This is a genomic window from Novosphingobium sp. ZN18A2, from assembly GCF_036784765.1.
Lineage (GTDB): Bacteria > Pseudomonadota > Alphaproteobacteria > Sphingomonadales > Sphingomonadaceae > Novosphingobium.
Genome location: NZ_CP136651.1, coordinates 1138616 through 1156880, shown reverse-complemented (window position 1 = coordinate 1156880; position 18265 = coordinate 1138616). Strand labels below are relative to the sequence as shown.

The window sequence follows — 18265 nt, the reverse complement described above, 5'->3', positions numbered from 1 at the left end:
GCCTGCCGCGCCCCCGATCAATCGAACAGGCTGGAAACGGAGCTTTCGTCGGCAATGCGGCGCACCGCTTCGCCGATCAGCGGGGCAATCGTAAGGATGCGGATGCGTTCGCAGTCCAGCGCGGCTTGCGTGGGCTGGATCGTGTCGGAAATCACCAGTTCCTTCAGCGCCGAGTTGGCGACCCGCGAAACCGCGGCGCCCGACAGCACGCCGTGGGTGATATAGGCTGAAACGCCTGCCGCACCTTCGTCCAGAAGCGCCTGCGCCGCGTTGCACAGCGTGCCGCCCGAATCGATGATGTCGTCGATCAGGATGCAGGTGCGGCCCTTCACATCGCCGATGATGTTCATCACCTCGCTCTGACCCGGCCGGTCACGCCGCTTGTCGACGATGGCCAGCGGCGCATTGTCGAGTCGCTTGGCCAGCGCGCGCGCGCGGACCACGCCGCCCACGTCGGGCGAAACGACCATCAGATCCTGCCCGCCATAGCGGCTCTGGATATCGGCGGCCATGACCGGCGCGGCAAACAGGTTGTCCGTCGGGATATCGAAGAAACCCTGGATCTGGCCGGCGTGAAGATCGACCGAAAGCACACGGTCGGCCCCTGCCTCGGTAATCAGGTTGGCAACCAGCTTGGCCGAAATCGGCGTGCGCGGGCCGGGCTTCCGGTCTTGCCGGGCATAGCCGAAATAGGGGATTACCGCGGTGATCCGCCGGGCCGATGCGCGGCGCAGCGCGTCTATGCCGATCAAAAGTTCCATCAGGTTGTCGTTCGCGGGATAGCTGGTCGACTGGATCAGGAACACGTCCTCGCCGCGCACGTTCTCATGGATCTCTATGAAGATTTCCTCGTCCGCGAAGCGTCGCACGCTGGCATCGGTCAGCGGCATTTCGAGATAACCCGCGATCGCGCGTGCGAGCGGCAGGTTGCTGTTACCGGCCATGATCTTCATTTGCTGCGAATCCCTAGTGCCCTTGCCCTTGGCGGGGCCATACAAAATGACAGGCGCATTGCAACGCTTGCCGCAATGGCATCCACTGACCTAATCAGCGATTCATGCCAGACAGCAGCCTGATCATTACGCTCGCCCAGCTCAACCAGAAGGTGGGCGATCTTCCCGGCAATGCCGATGCGATGTTGAAGGTGCGCGAGAAATCGCTGCACTCGGACCTCATCGTTTTCCCGGAAATGCAACTTATCGGCTATCCGCCGGAAGACCTGGTGCTGAAACCGGCACTGATAGAGCGCGCCGCGATCGAACTGGAACGCATGGCCGCGGCCACCGAAGACGGCGGACCGGCAATGCTGGTGGGCAGCGTTTTCGTGCGCGACGGCGCGCTGCATAACGGCGTTGCCCTGCTGGAAGGCGGGCGCGTGGCGGCAACGCGGTTCAAGTACGAGCTGCCCAATTACGGCACGTTCGACGAAAAGCGCCTGTTCATGCCCGGCCCCCTTCCCGAACCCGTGCTGTTCAAAGGCGCGATGCTGGGCCTGCCGATCTGCGAGGATATCTGGCACCCCGACGTATGCCGCCACCTGGCCGAACTGGGCGCGGAAATCTTCATCTGCGTGAACGGCAGCCCTTACGAGATCGACAAGGACGAGTTGCGGATAGACGGCGTGGCAAAGCGGCGCGCGATCGATACCGGCATCCCGCTCGCCTATGTCAACCGCGTGGGCGGGCAGGACGAGGTGGTGTTCGACGGCGCCAGTTTCGTCGTCGGTCCCGAAGGCGCGGTCTGGGTGCAGATGCCCGACTGGGAAGAGGCCGTTGTCGATACCCGCTGGAACAAGGTTCCGGCGGGCAAGGGCCATCGCTGGCGCTGCGCGCCGGGCGAAGTCCACGAACTGGCCGAACACCCGGAGGATATCTATTGCGCCATGGTGCTCGCGCTGCGCGACTATGTGGACAAGAACCGTTTCCCCGGCGTGGTGCTGGGTCTTTCGGGCGGGATCGATTCGGCGCTTTGCGCGGCGATCGCCGTCGATGCTCTGGGGCCGGACCGGGTGTGGTGCGTGATGATGCCCAGCCGCTATACCGCGCCCGAAAGCCTGGAAGACGCGGAAGCCTGCGCAAAGGCGCTGGGCACCCGGCTCGACACCATTCCGATAGAGCCTGCCGTCGCAGGTTTCACCGATATGCTCGCGCCGGTGTTTGCGGGCCGATCACCCGACCTTACCGAGGAAAACCTGCAATCGCGCATCCGCGGCGTGTTGCTGATGGCGCTTTCCAACAAGTTCGGGCCGATGCTGGTGACCACCGGCAACAAGAGCGAGATGAGCGTGGGCTATGCCACGATCTATGGCGACATGAACGGCGGCTACAACCCGCTGAAGGACGCTTACAAGACGACCGTTTTCGCAATCTCGAAATGGCGCAACAGGGCGCGGCCCGGCTTTGCGCTTGGCCCGGTCGGCGAAGTGATTCCCGAACGGATCATCACCAAGCCGCCCAGCGCGGAACTGCGCGAGGACCAGAAGGACGAGGATTCGCTGCCGCCCTACGACGTGCTCGACGGCATCCTGCTGGGCCTGGTGGAACACGAAAAGAGTGTGGACCAGCTCGTGTCCGAAGGCTTCGACCGCGATACCGTGGCGCGGATCGAACGGCTGCTTTACGTTGCCGAATACAAGCGGCGGCAGGCCGCGCCGGGGGTGAAGCTGGGCATGCGCAACTTCGGCCGGGACAGGCGATATCCGATCACGAATGCATTCCGCTCGGCTTAGGCACGTTTCGCCTCACGTTCTTGCAATTAATTCTCATTAAACTTGACGACTGGGCCTTGCGCACTAGGTTCCCGTGCGATTCGTTCGTAATCAGGAACTTGCATTGCCCGACCGCCCCGAAGCAACGCCCAGGTTCGACAAGGCGCTGCGCGCACTGGCCCGCCCCGTGAATATCCAGTCACAACCGCTTCCCGCCCTGCACGCCGTGATGTCGATGCGCCATTCGTCCGAGATGGAGCAGGAAGGCCGCGATCCGCTGGCCGATATCGCCTTGCGCCTGCACAGTCTCGGCGCTGCGCTGGAATTCGCGGCGCTGCGGCGCTGCATAAATCGCATGTGGCCCGTGCCGTTCGACGCGCACCACACATCCAGCGACAGACTGTCCGCCGACGAGGCTGCACTCTCGGCAATGATGCGAACGGCCGAAAAGGGCGATCGCGCGGCGTTCGGACATATCCTGAATGGATTCGTGCGCCCTGAGCGGCACGAGGCGCTGTTCGCCGCCTGCGTCGCCTTCGCCATCGCGCTGGCCGCCGCCTAGTGGATTGACTTTGACATCCGTCGCCACCCGGCCGGCAGGGGTGCGAATGTCAGGATCGGACCACCAGGCAGCGCGGCCAGCACCTAGCGCAAGGCGGCCAAGTCGCTATAGGGCGGCGCATGACCGTTACCACGCGTTTCGCCCCGTCGCCCACCGGGCACCTGCACGTCGGCAATATCCGCACGGCCTTGCACAACTGGCTGCTGGCAAAGAAGGCCGGCGGTCGCTTCCTGCTGCGCATCGACGATACCGACGCCGCGCGCAGTCGCGAGGAATATGTTGAGGCGATCCGCGCCGATCTGAATTGGCTGGGGCTGGAACCTGACGGCGAGGAACGCCAGTCCGCGCGGTTCGACCGATACGAGACGGGCTTTGCCACGCTGCGCGAGGCTGGCCGCATCTACCCCTGCTTTGAAACCGCGCAAGAGCTTGAGCTTAAGCGCAAGATCCTGCTGGGGCGGGGCTTGCCGCCGATATACGACCGGGCCGCGCTGAACCTTTCGGATGCGGAACGGGCGGAGAAGGAGGCGGCGGGCGTGGCCCCGCACTGGCGTTTCAAGCTGGACCATGCCGCGCCGATCGAATGGGAAGACGGCATCCGCGGGCACCAGAAGTTCGATCCCGCACAGATGTCTGATCCGGTGGTGCGCCGCGCCGACGGATCGTGGCTCTATATGCTGCCGAGCGCCATCGACGATATCGCGATGGGCGTAACCGACGTACTGCGGGGCGAGGATCACGTTTCCAACACCGCCTTGCAGATCCAGATGTTCCATGTGCTGAACGCCGAAGCGCCGCGCTTCGCGCACGAGGCGCTGCTGGTGGGAAGCGAAGGCAAGCTGTCCAAGCGGCTCGGCTCGCTGGGCGTGGCGCAACTGCGCGAGGCGGGGATAGAGCCGGAGGCGCTGGTGGCGTTGCTGGCGCGGCTGGGCACCTCGCAGCCGGTCGAGGCGATTGCAGAACGCACGGCAGTGGTCGAAACGTTCGACCTTGCCACATTCGGCCGCGCGCCCGCCCGGTTCGACGAAGCGGAACTGCACCGCCTGAATGCCCAGATCGTCCACCGCCTGCCTTACGCGCGCGTTTCGCACCTGCTGCCGCAGGGCATGGGCGAGGATGCGTGGGACGCGATCCGCCCCAACGTTGCGCATATGGACGAAGTGGCGGACTGGTGGCGCATCGTTACCGGCCCGGTGGATGCCCCCGCATTCGACGAAGAGACGCGCGGCTATCTGGCCAATGCCGCCGATACGCTGGAAGCGGGCGACTGGGGCGACGATCCGTGGCACACGCTGACCGGCGCGCTGAAGGCCGGAACGGGACGCAAGGGCAAGGCGTTGTTCCTGCCGCTGCGCCAGGCGCTTACCGGCATGGACCACGGCCCCGACATGAAGCAGCTTCTTCCGCTGATCGGCCGCGAACGGGCCACTGCGCGGCTGCGCGAGGCGGCGGGCTGACCGTTCCGCCGGCCCGCGAGGCGAAAATCAGGCCGCGTGGGTAAGATGCAAAACGGCGAAGGCGAGCGTGCCCAGCGCGACGAGCGAGAGCGTAACGGCCGTCGTCACCTTCACGCCCGCCCGCGCCACGGTGCGCACGTCCACGCCCAGCCCCAGCGCCGCCATCGACAGCACGGTAAGCGCGGTCGAGGCGAAACCGATCGGCCCCAGCAATTCGTGCGGGATCAGGTCGAACGAACGCAGCGCCATCATCACCAGGAAGCCGATGATGAACCACGGCATCAGCTTGGAAAGCGGCGGAAGGCCGGTGCGCCGTTCCTCTCCGCCAGCCGTCACTTCATCGCCCGGCGCCTTTTCGTGCGGCAGGAAAGGCGCGACGAAGGCCAGCACCATGCAGACCGGGCCAAGCATCAGCACACGCACCAGCTTTACCAGCGTGCCCGATTGCAGCGCCAGCGCCCCCATCGGCGCGGCGGCCGCAAGAACTTGCGGCACTGCATAGACGGTAAGGCCCGCAAAAGCGCCGTATGCGTGATCTGCCAACCCCAGCCACACGCCCAGGAACGGCAGCGCAAGCACCACGATCACGCCCAGCACGGCGGTAAAGGCGATAGACGCGGCCACGTCCTCGCTATCCGCGCCGATCACCGGGGCGACCGCGGCGATGGCCGAATTGCCGCAGATCGAGTTGCCGCAGGCCACCAGCAGCGCCATGCGATGCGGCAGGCCCAGCATCCGGCCGATCAGGAAGCTTGAAGGAATGGCGATGGAAACCACCGCGACGATGCCCAGCAACAGCGCCGGCCCCGTGGCCACCAGTGTCGCCGCGCTGATCGATGCGCCCAGCAGAACCACCGCAACTTCCAGCAGGAACTTGGCGGAATAGTCGATCCCCTTGTGCCACATCGGGCTGGGCGTCCACGCGGTGCGCACGATCGTGCCGATGACGATGGCCAGCACCAGTGCTTCCAGCCAGGCCTTGCCCGCAAGCTCCACTTCCACCGACTGCGCGGCATAGGCCGCGCCTGTCACCACGGCGCAAAGCAGCACGCCGGGAAGGATTTCCTTCAACGACGGAAACTTGATGCCCATGAACGTGGGACGCGGGGGAGCGATGGAAGCCATGAAATGTCCTTTCATGCGCTCATTAGATGATACTAAATGCATTAATCCAACGCATCATAATTGTGGTTTCAATCGATATATGCGATTGGTTTGCCATGACGCTGGAACAGCTTCGCATCTTCGTCGCCGTGGCAGAGCGCGAGCACGTGACCGCCGCCGCGCGCGCGCTGAACCTTACGCAGTCGGCCGCGTCCTCGGCCATTTCCGCGCTTGAGCAGCGGCACGGGGTGCGCCTGTTCCACCGGGTGGGGCGCGGTATCGCGTTGACCGATGCGGGCCGTGCGTTCCTTGACGAAGCACGCGCCGTTCTGGCGCGCGCCGCCAGCGCGGAAGCGGTGCTGGACGATATGGCGGGCCTTTCGCGCGGCACGCTGCACCTTGTCGCCAGCCAGACCATCGCTGCCTACTGGCTTCCCCCGCTTCTGGTGCGCTTTCATGCGCTCCATCCGGGGATCACGGTGGATCTTGCCATCGGCAACTCCGAACAGGCGGCCGCGCGGGTGGAGGACGGCAGCGCGGATCTGGGTTTTGCCGAAGGTCCGGTGGATCGCCCTGCGCTTGCCGTGCGCGAGATCGACGCCGATCGGCTGATGCTGGTGCAGACCGCTTCCCAGCCCCTTCCCGAAAAGGTTGACGCGGAATGGCTGCGCGCGGCGCGGTGGGTCTCGCGTGAGGCCGGTTCGGGCACGCGCGCCAGCTTCGACGCGGCGCTGGCGGCGCACGGCATAGACCCGGCGCGGCTGGACATCACGCTTACCCTGCCGTCGAACGAAGGCGTGCGCACCGCGGTTGAGGCAGGCGCGGGAATCGCCGCGCTTTCATCGCTGGTAGTGGCCTGGGCAATCGAGGCGGGACGACTGCTGGAACTGCCCTTCCCGCTTGGCCCGCGCCCATTCTTCAAACTGCGCCACAAGGAACGCTATGTCAGCGCGGCGGCCGAAGCGCTGCTGACGCTGGTCGACGGAAATTGACGGGCCGCCCCTTGTGGAACGCGGGTGCGTTCCCTAATCGTTCCGGGTGACGCAAGCACCCGAATCCCCCTCTTCCCCGGCCGGCGAATCACCGGACCCGTTCCTTGACCGGCTGAACGCGCCGCAGCGCGAAGCCGTGACGACAACGGAAGGTCCGGTGCTGATGCTGGCGGGCGCCGGCACGGGCAAGACCGCGGCGCTGACCCACCGGCTTGCGAATATCCTGCGCAATCGCCTTGCCTGGCCGAGCGAGATCCTGTGCGTCACTTTCACCAACAAGGCCGCGCGCGAAATGCGCGAACGCGTGGGCCAGTTGATCGGCCCGGCGGTGGAAGGGATGCCGTGGCTGGGCACGTTCCACGCGATCGGCGCGAAGATGCTGCGCCGCCATGCGGAACTGGTCGGCCTGCAATCGAACTTCACGATCATCGACCCGGACGACCAGTTGCGCCTGCTGAAACAGCTGATCGCCGCGAACGACCTTGACGAAAAGCGCTGGCCCGCACGCCAGCTCGCCTCTCTGCTGGACCGGTGGAAGAACAAGGGGCTGAACCCGGACGATCTGGATGCCGGGGAGAACGAAGCCTATGCCAACGGGCGCGGGCAACAGATGTACCGCCAGTATCAGGAACGGCTGCGCACGCTGAATGCCTGCGATTTCGGCGACCTGCTGCTGCATATGCTCAACGTGTTCCGCAAGGACCGCGAAGTGCTGGAGATGTACCAGCAGCGCTTCAAGTACATCATGGTGGACGAATACCAGGACACCAACGCGGTGCAGTACCTGTGGCTGCGCCTGCTGGCCCAGGCGCGCAAGAACATCTGCGTGGTGGGGGACGACGATCAGTCGATCTATTCGTGGCGCGGGGCGGAAGTGGCGAACATCCTGCGCTTCGAAAAGGATTTCCCCGGCGCGAAAGTGATCCGGCTGGAACAGAACTATCGCTCTACCCCGCAGATCCTTGCCGCCGCGTCCACGTTGATCGGCGCAAACTCCGAGCGGCTGGGCAAGACTTTGTGGACCGAGGCACCGCGCGGCGACAAGCTGCGCGTGATCGGCGTGTGGGACGGGCCGGAAGAAGCGCGCCGCGTGGGTGACGAGATAGAGCGGCTGGAACGCGAAGGCGCCCCGCTGGACCGGATCGCCATCCTTGTGCGCGCGCAGTTCCAGACGCGCGAACTGGAAGACCGCTTCATCCAGATCGGCCTTTCATACCGCATCGTGGGCGGCTTCCGGTTTTACGAACGCGCCGAAATCCGCGACGCGCTGGCATACCTGCGCGTAATCGCGCAGCCTTCGGACGATCTCGCCTTCGAACGCATCGTCAACACGCCCAAACGGGGATTGGGCGACAAGACGGTGGAGAAGATGCACCGGCTGGCGCGTGCGCGCGGCATCCCGCTGGCCGCGGCGGCGGTGGAAATCTGCGATACGGACGAGCTTCCGGCACGCGCGCGCAATACACTTGCCGGTCTGATGCGCGATTTTGCGCGCTGGCGCACCGAAAGTTCCGCCCTCACCCCGGCGGAACTGGCGCGCACGCTGCTGGACGAGAGCGGATACACGCAGGTCTTGCAGGCGGAGAAAAGCGCCGAGGCGGCCGGGCGGCTTGAAAACCTGGCCGAGCTGACCCGCGCGATGGAGGAATACGAAACGCTGGGCGATTTTCTGGAACACGTCAGCCTGGTGATGGACAACGATGCGTCCCCGGACGAGGAGAAGGTCACGATCATGACCATCCACGCGGCAAAGGGGCTGGAGTTCGACCAGGTGTTCCTGCCCGGCTGGGAAGAAGGGGTTTTCCCTTCGCAGCGCGCGATGGACGAAGGCGGGCTTGCATCGCTGGAAGAGGAACGCCGCCTTGCCTATGTCGCGATCACGCGCGCAAGGCGGCGCTGCACGATCCTGCACGCGGCGAACCGGCGCATCTATGGCCAGTGGACCAGTTCGATCCCCAGCCGCTTTATCGCCGAACTTCCCGCCGACCATATAGAGGAAGAAACCACGCTGACCGGCGGCGCATCGCTGTGGCGCGCGCAGTGGTCCGAACAGTCCGATCCATTTGCCGACGTCGCCCGCGCGAAGCCCGGCCACGCGATGACGCGCGGCCCCGGCTGGCAACGCGCGGCGGCACGCGAATACGATCCGGCCCCCCGCCGCATCGTTGAAAGCACGCGCAGCGCGGCCAGCTATGCTGCGAAATCGCGCGGCGACATCGCGGTGGGCGCGCGCGTGTTCCATGACAAGTTCGGATACGGCACCGTTGCCGCGCAGGAAGGCAACAAGCTGGAGATCGACTTCGAGCAGACGGGCCGCAAACGGGTGATAGACAGCTTCGTGAGGCTTGCTTGACACGACCGGCGCGCCTCGGCGTGCCGCTCGGAAAGGCGCGCGCGGCGCTCCGCATGACGGTGCGCGATTTCCTCACCCCCGATGCGCGCATGGCGGACGAGCTGGCTTGCGTCGTTTCGGTCATGCTCGCCATCGCGCTGGCCTGGCGACTGGGCGCGGGGATGGTCGGCTGGGCCGCCTTCACCGCTTTCATACTGATGAAGGGCGACGTTGCCGAAACGGTGCTGCGCGGTGTGCTGCGCCTGATCGGCACGGCCATCGGTGCGGGACTGGCACTGGTTGTGCTCCCGCTCGCCGCGCGGTCGCTGCCCGTGGCGATGGTCGCGGCTGCCGCGATCGGCGCAATGGGCCTTTATGGCATGCTGACGCAGAAGCGCGCCTATGCCTGGTTCATCTCAGGCATCACGTTCGAAATGATCCTGCTGGACGCGCTGACCCACCCGGCGTTCGATACCTGGCAGGTCGCCCGCACGCGACTGATAGAGGTTGCCGCCGGGACCGCCGCCTGCGTGTTCGTCAGCATTACCGCAAGGGCAATCGCGCGGCGGGAATGGCGCAAGCCCAGCGCACGCCCGGTGCCGGTGCGCTGGCACCCGCAGGCCGCGCGCCACGCGGCGCAGGCAGGCATTGCACTGGCCGTGCTGCCGGCAATCGCGCGATACTGGAACGTTGAAGTACTGCCGCAGGTCGCGGTGACGATCATGGCGGTGATGATCGTGCCAGTGGCCGGGCTTCCCTCGGGCGGGCTTGTTCCGGTCAGCCGCCGCCTGCTGCACCGTGCGATGGGCTGTATGGCGGGCGGCCTGCTGTCGCTTGCCTTCGTGCTTTTGGCGCGCGGCGATCCGGCGATCATCCTTCTGGGCACCGCCATTGGCATCATGATCGGGCGACATATAGAGAACGGCCCGACCCAGCGCGCCTATATCGGCCTGCAATTCACGCTGGCCGTTCTGGTGACGCTTCTGCCGGACAACCTTTCCGAGGCAGAGATCACGCCCGCGCTGATGCGGCTGGCGGGCATCCTGTTCGGCATGGCGATGCTGGAACCGATCCTGCTCGCGTGGCACTGGCTGGTTCCATCGCCGGTTCCGCCCGCCGCCGCCGTATCCCATCCCGGCAACAAACCACCAGTCGAGGGCCGGCCCGACCACGGCGAGTAATGCCTGCCCGCGTTCAGTTCGCCCTGGACAGGCTGAACCTTGCCCATCCCAGCACTGCCAGCGTCAGCACCGCGAAGCCGCCGCCAGCCACGAATGTTGCGCCCGGCCCCACGGCATCCCACAGCACGCCGGCGACAAGGCTCGCGCCCAGCATGGCAAGGCCCGTGGCAAGGTTGAACAGGCCGAACGCCGATGCGCGACGCTCTGGCGGGGCCTGTGCCGCCACCATTTGCGAAAGCACGCCCTGCGTCAGCGCCATGTGCGCGCCCCACAGCGCGATTCCGGCGAAGACGACCCACAGCCCCTGCCCGAAGCCGAGCAGGGCGTCGGCCGCAATCAGCGCCGCCAGCCCCGCGGCAAGCAGGCGCGACGGCCCCACCCGGTCCGCCAACGCGCCCGCCGGATAGGCGCCAAGCGAATAGACGAGGTTCATCGCCACCAGCACCAGCGGAGCATAAGCGAGCGGCAGGCCACGATCATGCGCGCGCAGGACAAGGAAAGCTTCTGAAAACCGCGCCAGGGTGAACAGCACACCGATCGCGGTCACCCGCCAGAACCCGGGCGGCAGGTCTGCAATATCGCTCCACCGCAGCGCCGAGCGTTTCGTGGCGGATTCCGCCTGCCCCGGCACATCGCGCACCGCGAACAGCACCAGCAGAACCGCGATCCACGCAGGCGCGGTCGCAATCCAGAACACGGTGCGCATATCGTCCGCGAAAACGGCCATCAGCACCACCGCCGCCAACGGGCCAAGGAATGCGCCGACGGTATCCAGCGCCTGCCGCAAGCCATAGGCGCGCCCGCGCATGTCGGGCGCTGTGGCATCTGCGATCAGCGCGTCGCGCGGCGCGCCGCGCAGCCCCTTGCCGATGCGGTCGACGAACCGCGCGCCCAGTACCGTTGCCGCGCTGCCAGCCAGCGGGAACAGCGGTTTCGACGCGGCGGCCATGCCATAGCCGAGCAGGATCAACGGACGCCGCCGCCCGATCCGGTCCGATATGGCGCCCGAAAAGACCTTGGTGATCGAAGCGGTCGCTTCGGAAATCCCGTCGATCACGCCGACCAGCGCGACGCTTGTCCCCAGCGTGGTGGTAAGGAACAGCGGCAGCAGCCCGTGGAATATTTCTGACGAGAGATCCATGAACAGGCTGACGAGGCCCAGCGCCCATACGGTGCGCGGCAGGCCGGTCCGTTGCGATGCGCCGGGCATGGCGGCGCGGCTACCGCGTCAGTTCAGCGCCGAAACGCTGAGGAAGCCGGGAACGGGGCCGTTCCACGCGCCGGGTTCGTCCTGCGATTCCGGCCGGGTGTTTGCCGGCGGCTTCGTTCCGTCGCGACGCGGACGGGCCGGGCGCTCAGCCTTGTCCTGCGGTTCCACTGATTCCGCCTTGCGCGAACGGCGGGCGGTCTTTTCGTCCCTGCCGCCATCGCTTTTGCCGTCATCCTTGGCCTTGCGGCCGCGCGACGGCTTCCTGTCCGCCTTGCGCTCGTCCCCGCTGTCAGCGGCGGCTTCACCCTCAAGCTGGTAGACGGGGATTGCGCCGCCGGTCAGCTTCTCGACGTTCTCGATCGCTTCGGCATCTTCGGGCGCGACGAACGTAAACGCGCGGCCGGTTGCCCCGGCGCGGCCCGTGCGGCCGATGCGGTGGACATAGTCATCGGGGTGCCACGGCGTGTCGAAGTTGAACACGTGGGACACGCCCTTGATATCCAGCCCGCGCGCGGCAACGTCCGACGCGACAAGGATGTTGACCTTGCCGTCCTTGAACAGGTCCAGTTCGGCAAGCCGCGCCGACTGGTCCATGTCCCCGTGAATCTCGCCGCTGGCGAAACCGTGGCGCTTCAGGCTCTTGTTCAGCTCACGCACCGTGGTCTTGCGGTTGCAGAACACGATGGCGGTCCGCGCGTCTTCGCTGCGCAGCAGACGGCGCAGCGCATCGCGCTTGCCGCGGTTCGAAACGAAGACCTTGTGCTGGGCGATATTGGTGTTCGCAGTCGCGGGGCGCGCAACCTCGATATATTTGGGGTTCGACAGGAACTTGTCGGCCAGCTTCTTGATCGGCGGGGGCATCGTCGCCGAAAACAGCAACGTCTGGCGCTGAGCGGGAAGCTTGGAACAGATCGTCTCGATATCGGGGATGAACCCCATGTCGAGCATCCGGTCCGCCTCGTCGATCACCAGAAGTTCGCAGCCCGTCAGCAGGATCTTGCCGCGTTCGAACAGGTCCATCAGGCGGCCGGGCGTGGCGATCAGCACGTCCACGCCTTCGTTCAGCGCCTTTACCTGGTCGCCCATCTGCACGCCGCCGATCAGCAGCGCCATCTTCAGGTCGTGGTTGGTGCCGTACTTCTCGAAGTTGTCGGCCACCTGCACCGCCAGTTCGCGCGTGGGGGCAAGGATCAGCGAACGCGGCATCAGCGCGCGGCGCCGCCCGTGGGCCAGGATGTCGATCATCGGCAGCACGAAGCTGGCGGTCTTGCCCGTGCCGGTCTGCGCGATCCCGATAAGGTCACGCATCATCAGGACGCTGGGGATCGCCTGCGCCTGGATCGGAGTCGGCTCGGTATAACCGGCCGCTTCGACCGATTTCAGCAATTCGTCAGACAGGCCGAGATCGGCAAAGCTCATGCAGTACGGTTTCCGAAGTGTGGCGCGGAGGAAAATCCGTCCCGCGCGGGTGTGTTCTGGTCGCGACCACCGGTAGCGCCGGAATGCGCAAAGCCGGATTGGCGGCGCTATGCCTATTGCAGCGCGAGAGTCAAGAAATCGCTTGGTTTGCCCACCGTCGGCGATGAATTTACCCTGCCGGCGCGACCGATTTGTCACCCCTGCCCGTCACGCGCGTGCAGTCCGCAGAATTGTCAAATATTTGGCATGCATCTGGCGCAAGCAGGGGTATCCTGCCGCCGCCCGCCGAAGGCCGGGTCAAAACAGGATGGGAGAGTTCGATGGGTAGGATCCGGGGCGCGGCCCTTTCACGCTGCGCGGCGATGGCGCTGGCAATCGGCAGCGGAGCGATGACACTGGCCCCCTTGGTGCACGCGGCGGAACCCGGCGTGGTAACCGGCCCCGGCAACGACGGCCCGATCAAGCGCGGCAACGCGCCCGGATACGATTTCCAGGACCAGTACATCGGCGTTCCCGCCAGGAAAGTGGCCGACAACATGGAACCGGTGATCGAGCATCCCGACCAGCAGAATGAAGTGGAGGCGAAGCTCGCCGCGCTGGAAAAGAAGACCGGCAAGAAGCCCAACGTGCTTGTCTTCCTTATGGATGACGTGGGGTACATGGATTTCGGCTTCAACGGCGGCGGCGCGGCCGTGGGCGCGCCAACGCCCGATGTTGACCGGGTGGCCGACCAGTCGCTGATCCTGTCCTCGGCCTATTCGCAGCCAAGTTGTTCGCCCACGCGCGCCACGATCCTGACCGGGCAGTTGCCTGTGCATCACGGCATCCTGCGCCCGCCGATGTATGGTGAGCCGGGCGGGCTGAACGGCAAGTCCACGATCGCCTCCATGCTGTCGAAGCAGGGCTATGTCACCCAGGCGATCGGCAAGTGGCACGTGGGCGAGAACACCGGATCGCAGCCGCAGAACGTGGGCTTCGACGATTTCCGCGGGTTCCTGTCCGTTTCCGACATGTACACCGAGTGGCGTGATTCCGACATCAACCCCGAAATCGCGCTGAGCCCCACGCGCACGAAGATGATCGAGAACGCGCCCTTCGACAAATACGACGTGCACGCCAGCAAGGGCGGACCAATCGAGAAGGTCGGCCTGATCACGGTCGACTACATGAAAGACCTCGATCAACGCTGGGCCGACTATGGCGTGAATTTCCTGAAGAAGCAGCAGGGCAACAAGAAGCCCTTCTTCCTCTATTACAACACGCGCGGCTGCCACTTCGACAACTATCCCAACGCGCATTACCTGGGCCGCTCGCCCGCGCGGACGAACTATACCGACTGCATCGTGGAGATGAACGATATCTTCGCCCGCCTCTACAAGACGCTTCAGGAAACGGGCGAGCTGGACAACACGATGATCATCTTCACGTCCGACAACGGGCCGGAGCAGGAGATCGAGCCCCATGCACGGACCCCGTTCCGCGGCGGCAAGGGATCGACCTGGGAAGGCGGCGTGCGCGCGCCGTTCTTCGTTTACTGGAAGGACATGATAAAGCCGCGCCGGTCGGACGGGCTGTTCGACTTTGCCGACATCCTGCCCACCGCGCTTGATCTTGCAGGCGTGCGCGGCGCGGCGATCGGGGCGCAGATGGACAAGGGCCAGTATCTCGACGGGATCGACCAGACATCGTTCCTGCTGGCCGACCAGGGGGCGAGCAACCGCCGCTCCATCATCTATTACTGGACAAACCGCCTTGCCGCGATCCGCATGGACGAATGGAAACTTGCCCTTCTGGCGCAGGAACCGGCCGCGCATACGATGAACGGCAACCACGGCGGCTTTACCGGCAGCGTGACCAACACCAACGCGGGGGCGCTGTTCAATCTCTATTCCGATCCGCAGGAACAGAACTCGCTGACCATCCGGCACATCCCGGTGGCCATCGGGATCAGCCGCGAACTGGCCCGCTATCGCGCGGTGCTCAAAAAGTATCCGCCGGACGAACAGATCAATTTCTTCGGGAACTGAGCGCGCGCAACTGCGCCGTTCGCGCCGACCCGGCCTGACCGCGATGCAAGTCGCGGTCAGTCCGCCGGGACGAGCACGTGCATCCGGCTGACGCCGCAATTCATGCCGGAACGCGAATGCAATATGTCGCGCTTCGCGCACAGCTTTCCGTCGCTGGAATTTTCAAGGTAGAACCCCGAATAGAAATCGCGCGCGCTGCACGCTTTTTCCAGGTTTGCGCCGATCAGCCTCTGGTCGCGCATGAACAGCACCAGCCTGTCGTCGCCCGCAACCTGCACCCCTGCGATCCCGCCCACCGGCAGGCAACGGACGGATCGCCTCTCAACAAAACGCTGCGGCATAGGGCCGGATGGAATTGCCGCCAGCATGTCGCGCCGGCGCGCGCGGTGCGGGGCAATGCGGATGGTAAGGCGCTGTTCGATGCGCACCTGGTCCCATGTCTGCGGGCGCCAGCCTGACCGCATCATGTCGCGCGCCGGCCCCTGCGGCGCGTCAGCATCGGCTTGCACCGGCGCAGGCCATTCGGCCAGACGCCAGCTCGTTCCCACCTCGGCGACGGGAACGGGACCGCTTGCGATGGCGGCGTCGGGCGGCGGGCCATCGGCAGGCCCGGCAATCAGCATCGCCAACGGCAGCAGAATCTGGGCAAGTCCCGGCGTCATGGTGCTTGTGCTGTTAAGCGTATCCCTCTGCGACGCCCCCTGACCGGCGCCATCACTCTGTGTCTGCCTTATTAGGGCCACGATTTGAACAGTCGCTTAACTGGTGGGAAAAGACATTGCCCCGGCCCGGTTCGGTCCCTAGCTGCTGAAAACGATGGATGTGCCCGCAAACAAGGATTTCGCCGCCAAGGCGCACGCGCTGCTCGGCGACAAGGGCTGGACCGCCGATGCCGGCGCGATGGAGCCGTGGCTGACCGACTGGCGCGGGCGTTTTACCGGACGCGCACTGGGCATGGCATCGCCCGCGGATACCGCGCAGCTTGCCGCCTTCGTAAAACTCTGTGCGGACCACGGCGTGCCGATCGTGCCGCAAGGGGGCAATTCGGGAATGTCGGGCGGCGCGACGCCGGACGAAAGCGGACGCGCGGTGCTGCTGACCACCCGGCGGATGAACGCGATCCGGCGGATCGATGCGCAGGCGCGCACCGCAACCTGCGAAGCGGGGGTGATCCTGCAGGTGCTGCACGAGGCGGCCGAACGCGAAGACCTGCGCTTTCCGCTGTCGCTGGGCGGCAAGGGTTCGGCCACGGTGGGCGGGCTGATCTCCACCAATGCCGGCGGCACGCAAGTGCTGCGCCACGGATCGATGCGGGCTCTGGTGCTGGGGCTGGAAGCGGTGCTGGCCGATGGCAGCGTGTTCGACCAGCTTACCCCGCTGAAGAAGGACAACCGGGGTTTCGACCTGAAGCAGCTCTTGATCGGGTCGGAAGGAACGCTTGGGATCGTTACCGCCGCGACGGTGAAGCTGGAGCCCGCGATTGCCGATCGCCGCGTGCTCTGGGCCGGTTGCGCCAGCCTGGACGATGCCCGCGCGCTGTTGCTGATCGCGCAGGACATGGCCGGCGCGATGCTGGAAGGCTTCGAGGTGCTACCCGCGCATTCGCTGCGCGCCGTGCTGGATTATCTGCCCGACGCGCGCGCACCGCTGGCGGACGAACATCGCTGGCACGCACTGATCGAACTTGTCGCCGACTCGGACAGCACGGACCGGCTTGGCCCGGTGGCCGAAAAGCTGCTTGTCGCCGCGTTCGAACGCGGACTGGTGGCCGATGCCGCGATCGCGCAGAATGAGGCACAGGCAGAGGACTTCTGGAAAATCCGCGAATCGATCTCTCCCGCCGAACGCGCAATCGGCCCCGCGGTGCAGCACGACATCTCCGTCCCCGTGGAACGCATGCCCGAATTCGTCGAAACGGCGGTGCCCGCGCTGGAGGCCGAATGGCCGGGCACGACCGCGATCGGCTTCGGCCACCTGGGCGACGGGAACATCCATTTCCACGTCATCGCCCCGCCCGGCACCGACGCTGAAGCGTGGTATGCGGCAGACGGCAAGACAATCAGCCGCGAAGTGCATGACATGGTAACCCGCTTCGGCGGATCGATCAGCGCCGAACACGGCATCGGCCAGTTGAAGCGAAGCGAATTGGCGCGGCTGGGCGATCCGGTGGCGCTTGGCATGATGCGCCGGGTCAAGCAGGCGCTTGACCCGCAAGGGCTGCTGAACCCCGGAAAGCTGGTTTAGCGCGCGTTCAGCTTATGCGAGTCTGCGAACGGCCGATATTCCTCGCTCAGGCATTTGACCGCGGCGCGCGCTGACCGTAATAGCGCGGCTTCATTTCCACGGGGGGCGGGAATCGCTCCCGTCCGACCGATTTTCTTCCGGAGAGACACGATGGCCAGCGCGCCTGCCAACAACCTGCCGATGCTCTACAAGGATCTCATGCCGCTCAACAGCCGCGACCACGCGACGTGGCGCGCGCGCCCCGCCGAAAAGGCGCCGTGGCTGGCCGGTATGCACGCCGTGCCTCTGACGGTCGAGGAATTCCCGCAGGCCCAGCGCCATTTCCCGATCATCTTCGCGGCGGGCGACAATCCCGTTCCGCTGGCCTTGATGGGCCTGAACGAAGGCGTGAACGTATTCATCGGCGAAGATGGCGCGGTCACGCAGGAAGGCGTCTATATCCCCGCCTATGCGCGCCGCTATCCGTTCCTTCTGGCGAAGTTGAACCCCAGTTCGGATGACCTTTCCCTGTGCTTCGATCCGAGTTGCAACCTGATTGGCGAATTCGAGGACGGCGAACCGCTGTTCACGGATGGCGAACCCAGCGAAGTCACCAAGGGCGCGCTGCAGTTCTGCGAGAACTTCGAACAGGCCGGAATGCGCACCCAGCAGTTCATCGAGGACATCACGAAGCACGACCTTCTGATGGATGGCGAGGTTTCGATCCAGCAGCCGGGTGTCGAGCAGCCGTTCGTCTATCGCGGATTCAAGATGATCAACCAGGAAAAGCTGCGCGACATGCGCGGCGACCTTTTGCGCACCTGGGCACAGAACGGCCTTTTGCCGCTGCTTTATGCGCACATCTTCTCGCTCGACCTGATGAGCACGATTTTCGGCATGCAGCAGCAGCAGGGCAAGGGGCCCAGCGCGGCCGCCGCCAACGCGCCGATCGAGGCCTGAACCCGGCCCTTTCGCGCTATTTCACCGCCGGGCACCGGGTGCCTGGTGGTGAAAAAACGCTAACATTCGCGATCATTACGGGCAAACACCC

At 65.4% G+C, this 18265-nt stretch carries 14 protein-coding genes; 9 read left to right on the top strand and 5 right to left on the bottom strand.

All coding sequences use genetic code 11. The features are described 5' to 3' along the window. Nucleotides 1-17 precede the first annotated feature (17 nt). Complete coding sequence (locus RXV95_RS05695) at nt 18-953, bottom strand: ribose-phosphate pyrophosphokinase (protein ID WP_338468049.1); 936 nt, start codon at nt 951-953, stop codon at nt 18-20. A gap of 104 nt (nt 954-1057) precedes the next feature. Between RXV95_RS05695 and RXV95_RS05690 the strand changes: the two genes are divergently transcribed. The 3 genes from RXV95_RS05690 (at nt 1058) to gltX (ending at nt 4726) form a co-directional block, all read left to right on the top strand. Next, the gene (locus RXV95_RS05690) at nt 1058-2728 is read left to right on the top strand and encodes an NAD+ synthase (RefSeq protein ID WP_338468048.1); all 1671 of its coding nucleotides are present in this window, start codon (nt 1058-1060) and stop codon (nt 2726-2728) included. Nucleotides 2729-2831: 103 nt separating this feature from the next. After that, nucleotides 2832-3269, top strand: a complete 438-nt coding sequence (locus RXV95_RS05685) for a hypothetical protein (protein WP_338468047.1) — start codon at nt 2832-2834, stop codon at nt 3267-3269. Nucleotides 3270-3388: 119 nt separating this feature from the next. Further along, a complete protein-coding gene (gene gltX, locus RXV95_RS05680) occupies nt 3389-4726 on the top strand; it encodes a glutamate--tRNA ligase (RefSeq protein WP_338468046.1) in 1338 nt (445 codons plus the stop codon). Nucleotides 4727-4753: 27 nt separating this feature from the next. Here gltX and RXV95_RS05675 read toward each other — a convergent pair whose 3' ends face one another. After that, entirely contained in the window at nt 4754-5851 is a 1098-nt protein-coding gene (locus tag RXV95_RS05675; protein ID WP_338468045.1) for a YeiH family protein, read from the bottom strand. 95 nt (nt 5852-5946) lie between these two features. Here RXV95_RS05675 and RXV95_RS05670 point away from each other — a divergent pair, with 95 nt between their 5' ends. Genes RXV95_RS05670 through RXV95_RS05660 form a run of 3 tightly spaced genes read left to right on the top strand, consistent with a single transcriptional unit; the run spans nt 5947 to nt 10335 of the window. Then, the gene (locus RXV95_RS05670; protein WP_338468044.1) at nt 5947-6822 is read left to right on the top strand and encodes a LysR substrate-binding domain-containing protein; all 876 of its coding nucleotides are present in this window, start codon (nt 5947-5949) and stop codon (nt 6820-6822) included. A 46-nt stretch (nt 6823-6868) separates the two neighbouring features. Further along, nucleotides 6869-9175, top strand: a complete 2307-nt coding sequence (locus RXV95_RS05665) for a UvrD-helicase domain-containing protein (protein WP_338468043.1) — start codon at nt 6869-6871, stop codon at nt 9173-9175. Next, on the top strand, nt 9172-10335 hold the full coding sequence (locus RXV95_RS05660; RefSeq protein ID WP_338468042.1) for an FUSC family protein: 1164 nt from the start codon (nt 9172-9174) through the stop codon (nt 10333-10335). Before RXV95_RS05665 ends, RXV95_RS05660 begins: the two co-directional genes overlap by 4 nt. Before the next feature lie 13 nt (nt 10336-10348). On the opposite strand, the gene RXV95_RS05655 is transcribed toward RXV95_RS05660, so the two are convergent. Further along, on the bottom strand, nt 10349-11545 hold the full coding sequence (locus RXV95_RS05655) for an MFS transporter (RefSeq protein ID WP_338468041.1): 1197 nt from the start codon (nt 11543-11545) through the stop codon (nt 10349-10351). 18 nt (nt 11546-11563) lie between these two features. Beyond that, entirely contained in the window at nt 11564-12964 is a 1401-nt protein-coding gene (locus RXV95_RS05650) for a DEAD/DEAH box helicase (protein WP_338468040.1), read from the bottom strand. Nucleotides 12965-13284: 320 nt separating this feature from the next. Between RXV95_RS05650 and RXV95_RS05645 the strand changes: the two genes are divergently transcribed. Continuing rightward, nucleotides 13285-14991, top strand: a complete 1707-nt coding sequence (locus RXV95_RS05645; protein WP_338468039.1) for a sulfatase-like hydrolase/transferase — start codon at nt 13285-13287, stop codon at nt 14989-14991. A 56-nt stretch (nt 14992-15047) separates the two neighbouring features. Here the strand turns inward: RXV95_RS05645 and RXV95_RS05640 are convergent, their stop codons facing one another. Beyond that, on the bottom strand, nt 15048-15653 hold the full coding sequence (locus tag RXV95_RS05640; protein ID WP_338468038.1) for a hypothetical protein: 606 nt from the start codon (nt 15651-15653) through the stop codon (nt 15048-15050). A gap of 154 nt (nt 15654-15807) precedes the next feature. Here RXV95_RS05640 and RXV95_RS05635 point away from each other — a divergent pair, with 154 nt between their 5' ends. Beyond that, on the top strand, nt 15808-17235 hold the full coding sequence (locus tag RXV95_RS05635) for an FAD-binding oxidoreductase (RefSeq protein ID WP_338468037.1): 1428 nt from the start codon (nt 15808-15810) through the stop codon (nt 17233-17235). 150 nt (nt 17236-17385) lie between these two features. Beyond that, entirely contained in the window at nt 17386-18174 is a 789-nt protein-coding gene (locus tag RXV95_RS05630) for a SapC family protein (RefSeq protein WP_338468036.1), read from the top strand. The last annotated feature ends 91 nt before the right edge of the window (nt 18175-18265 follow it).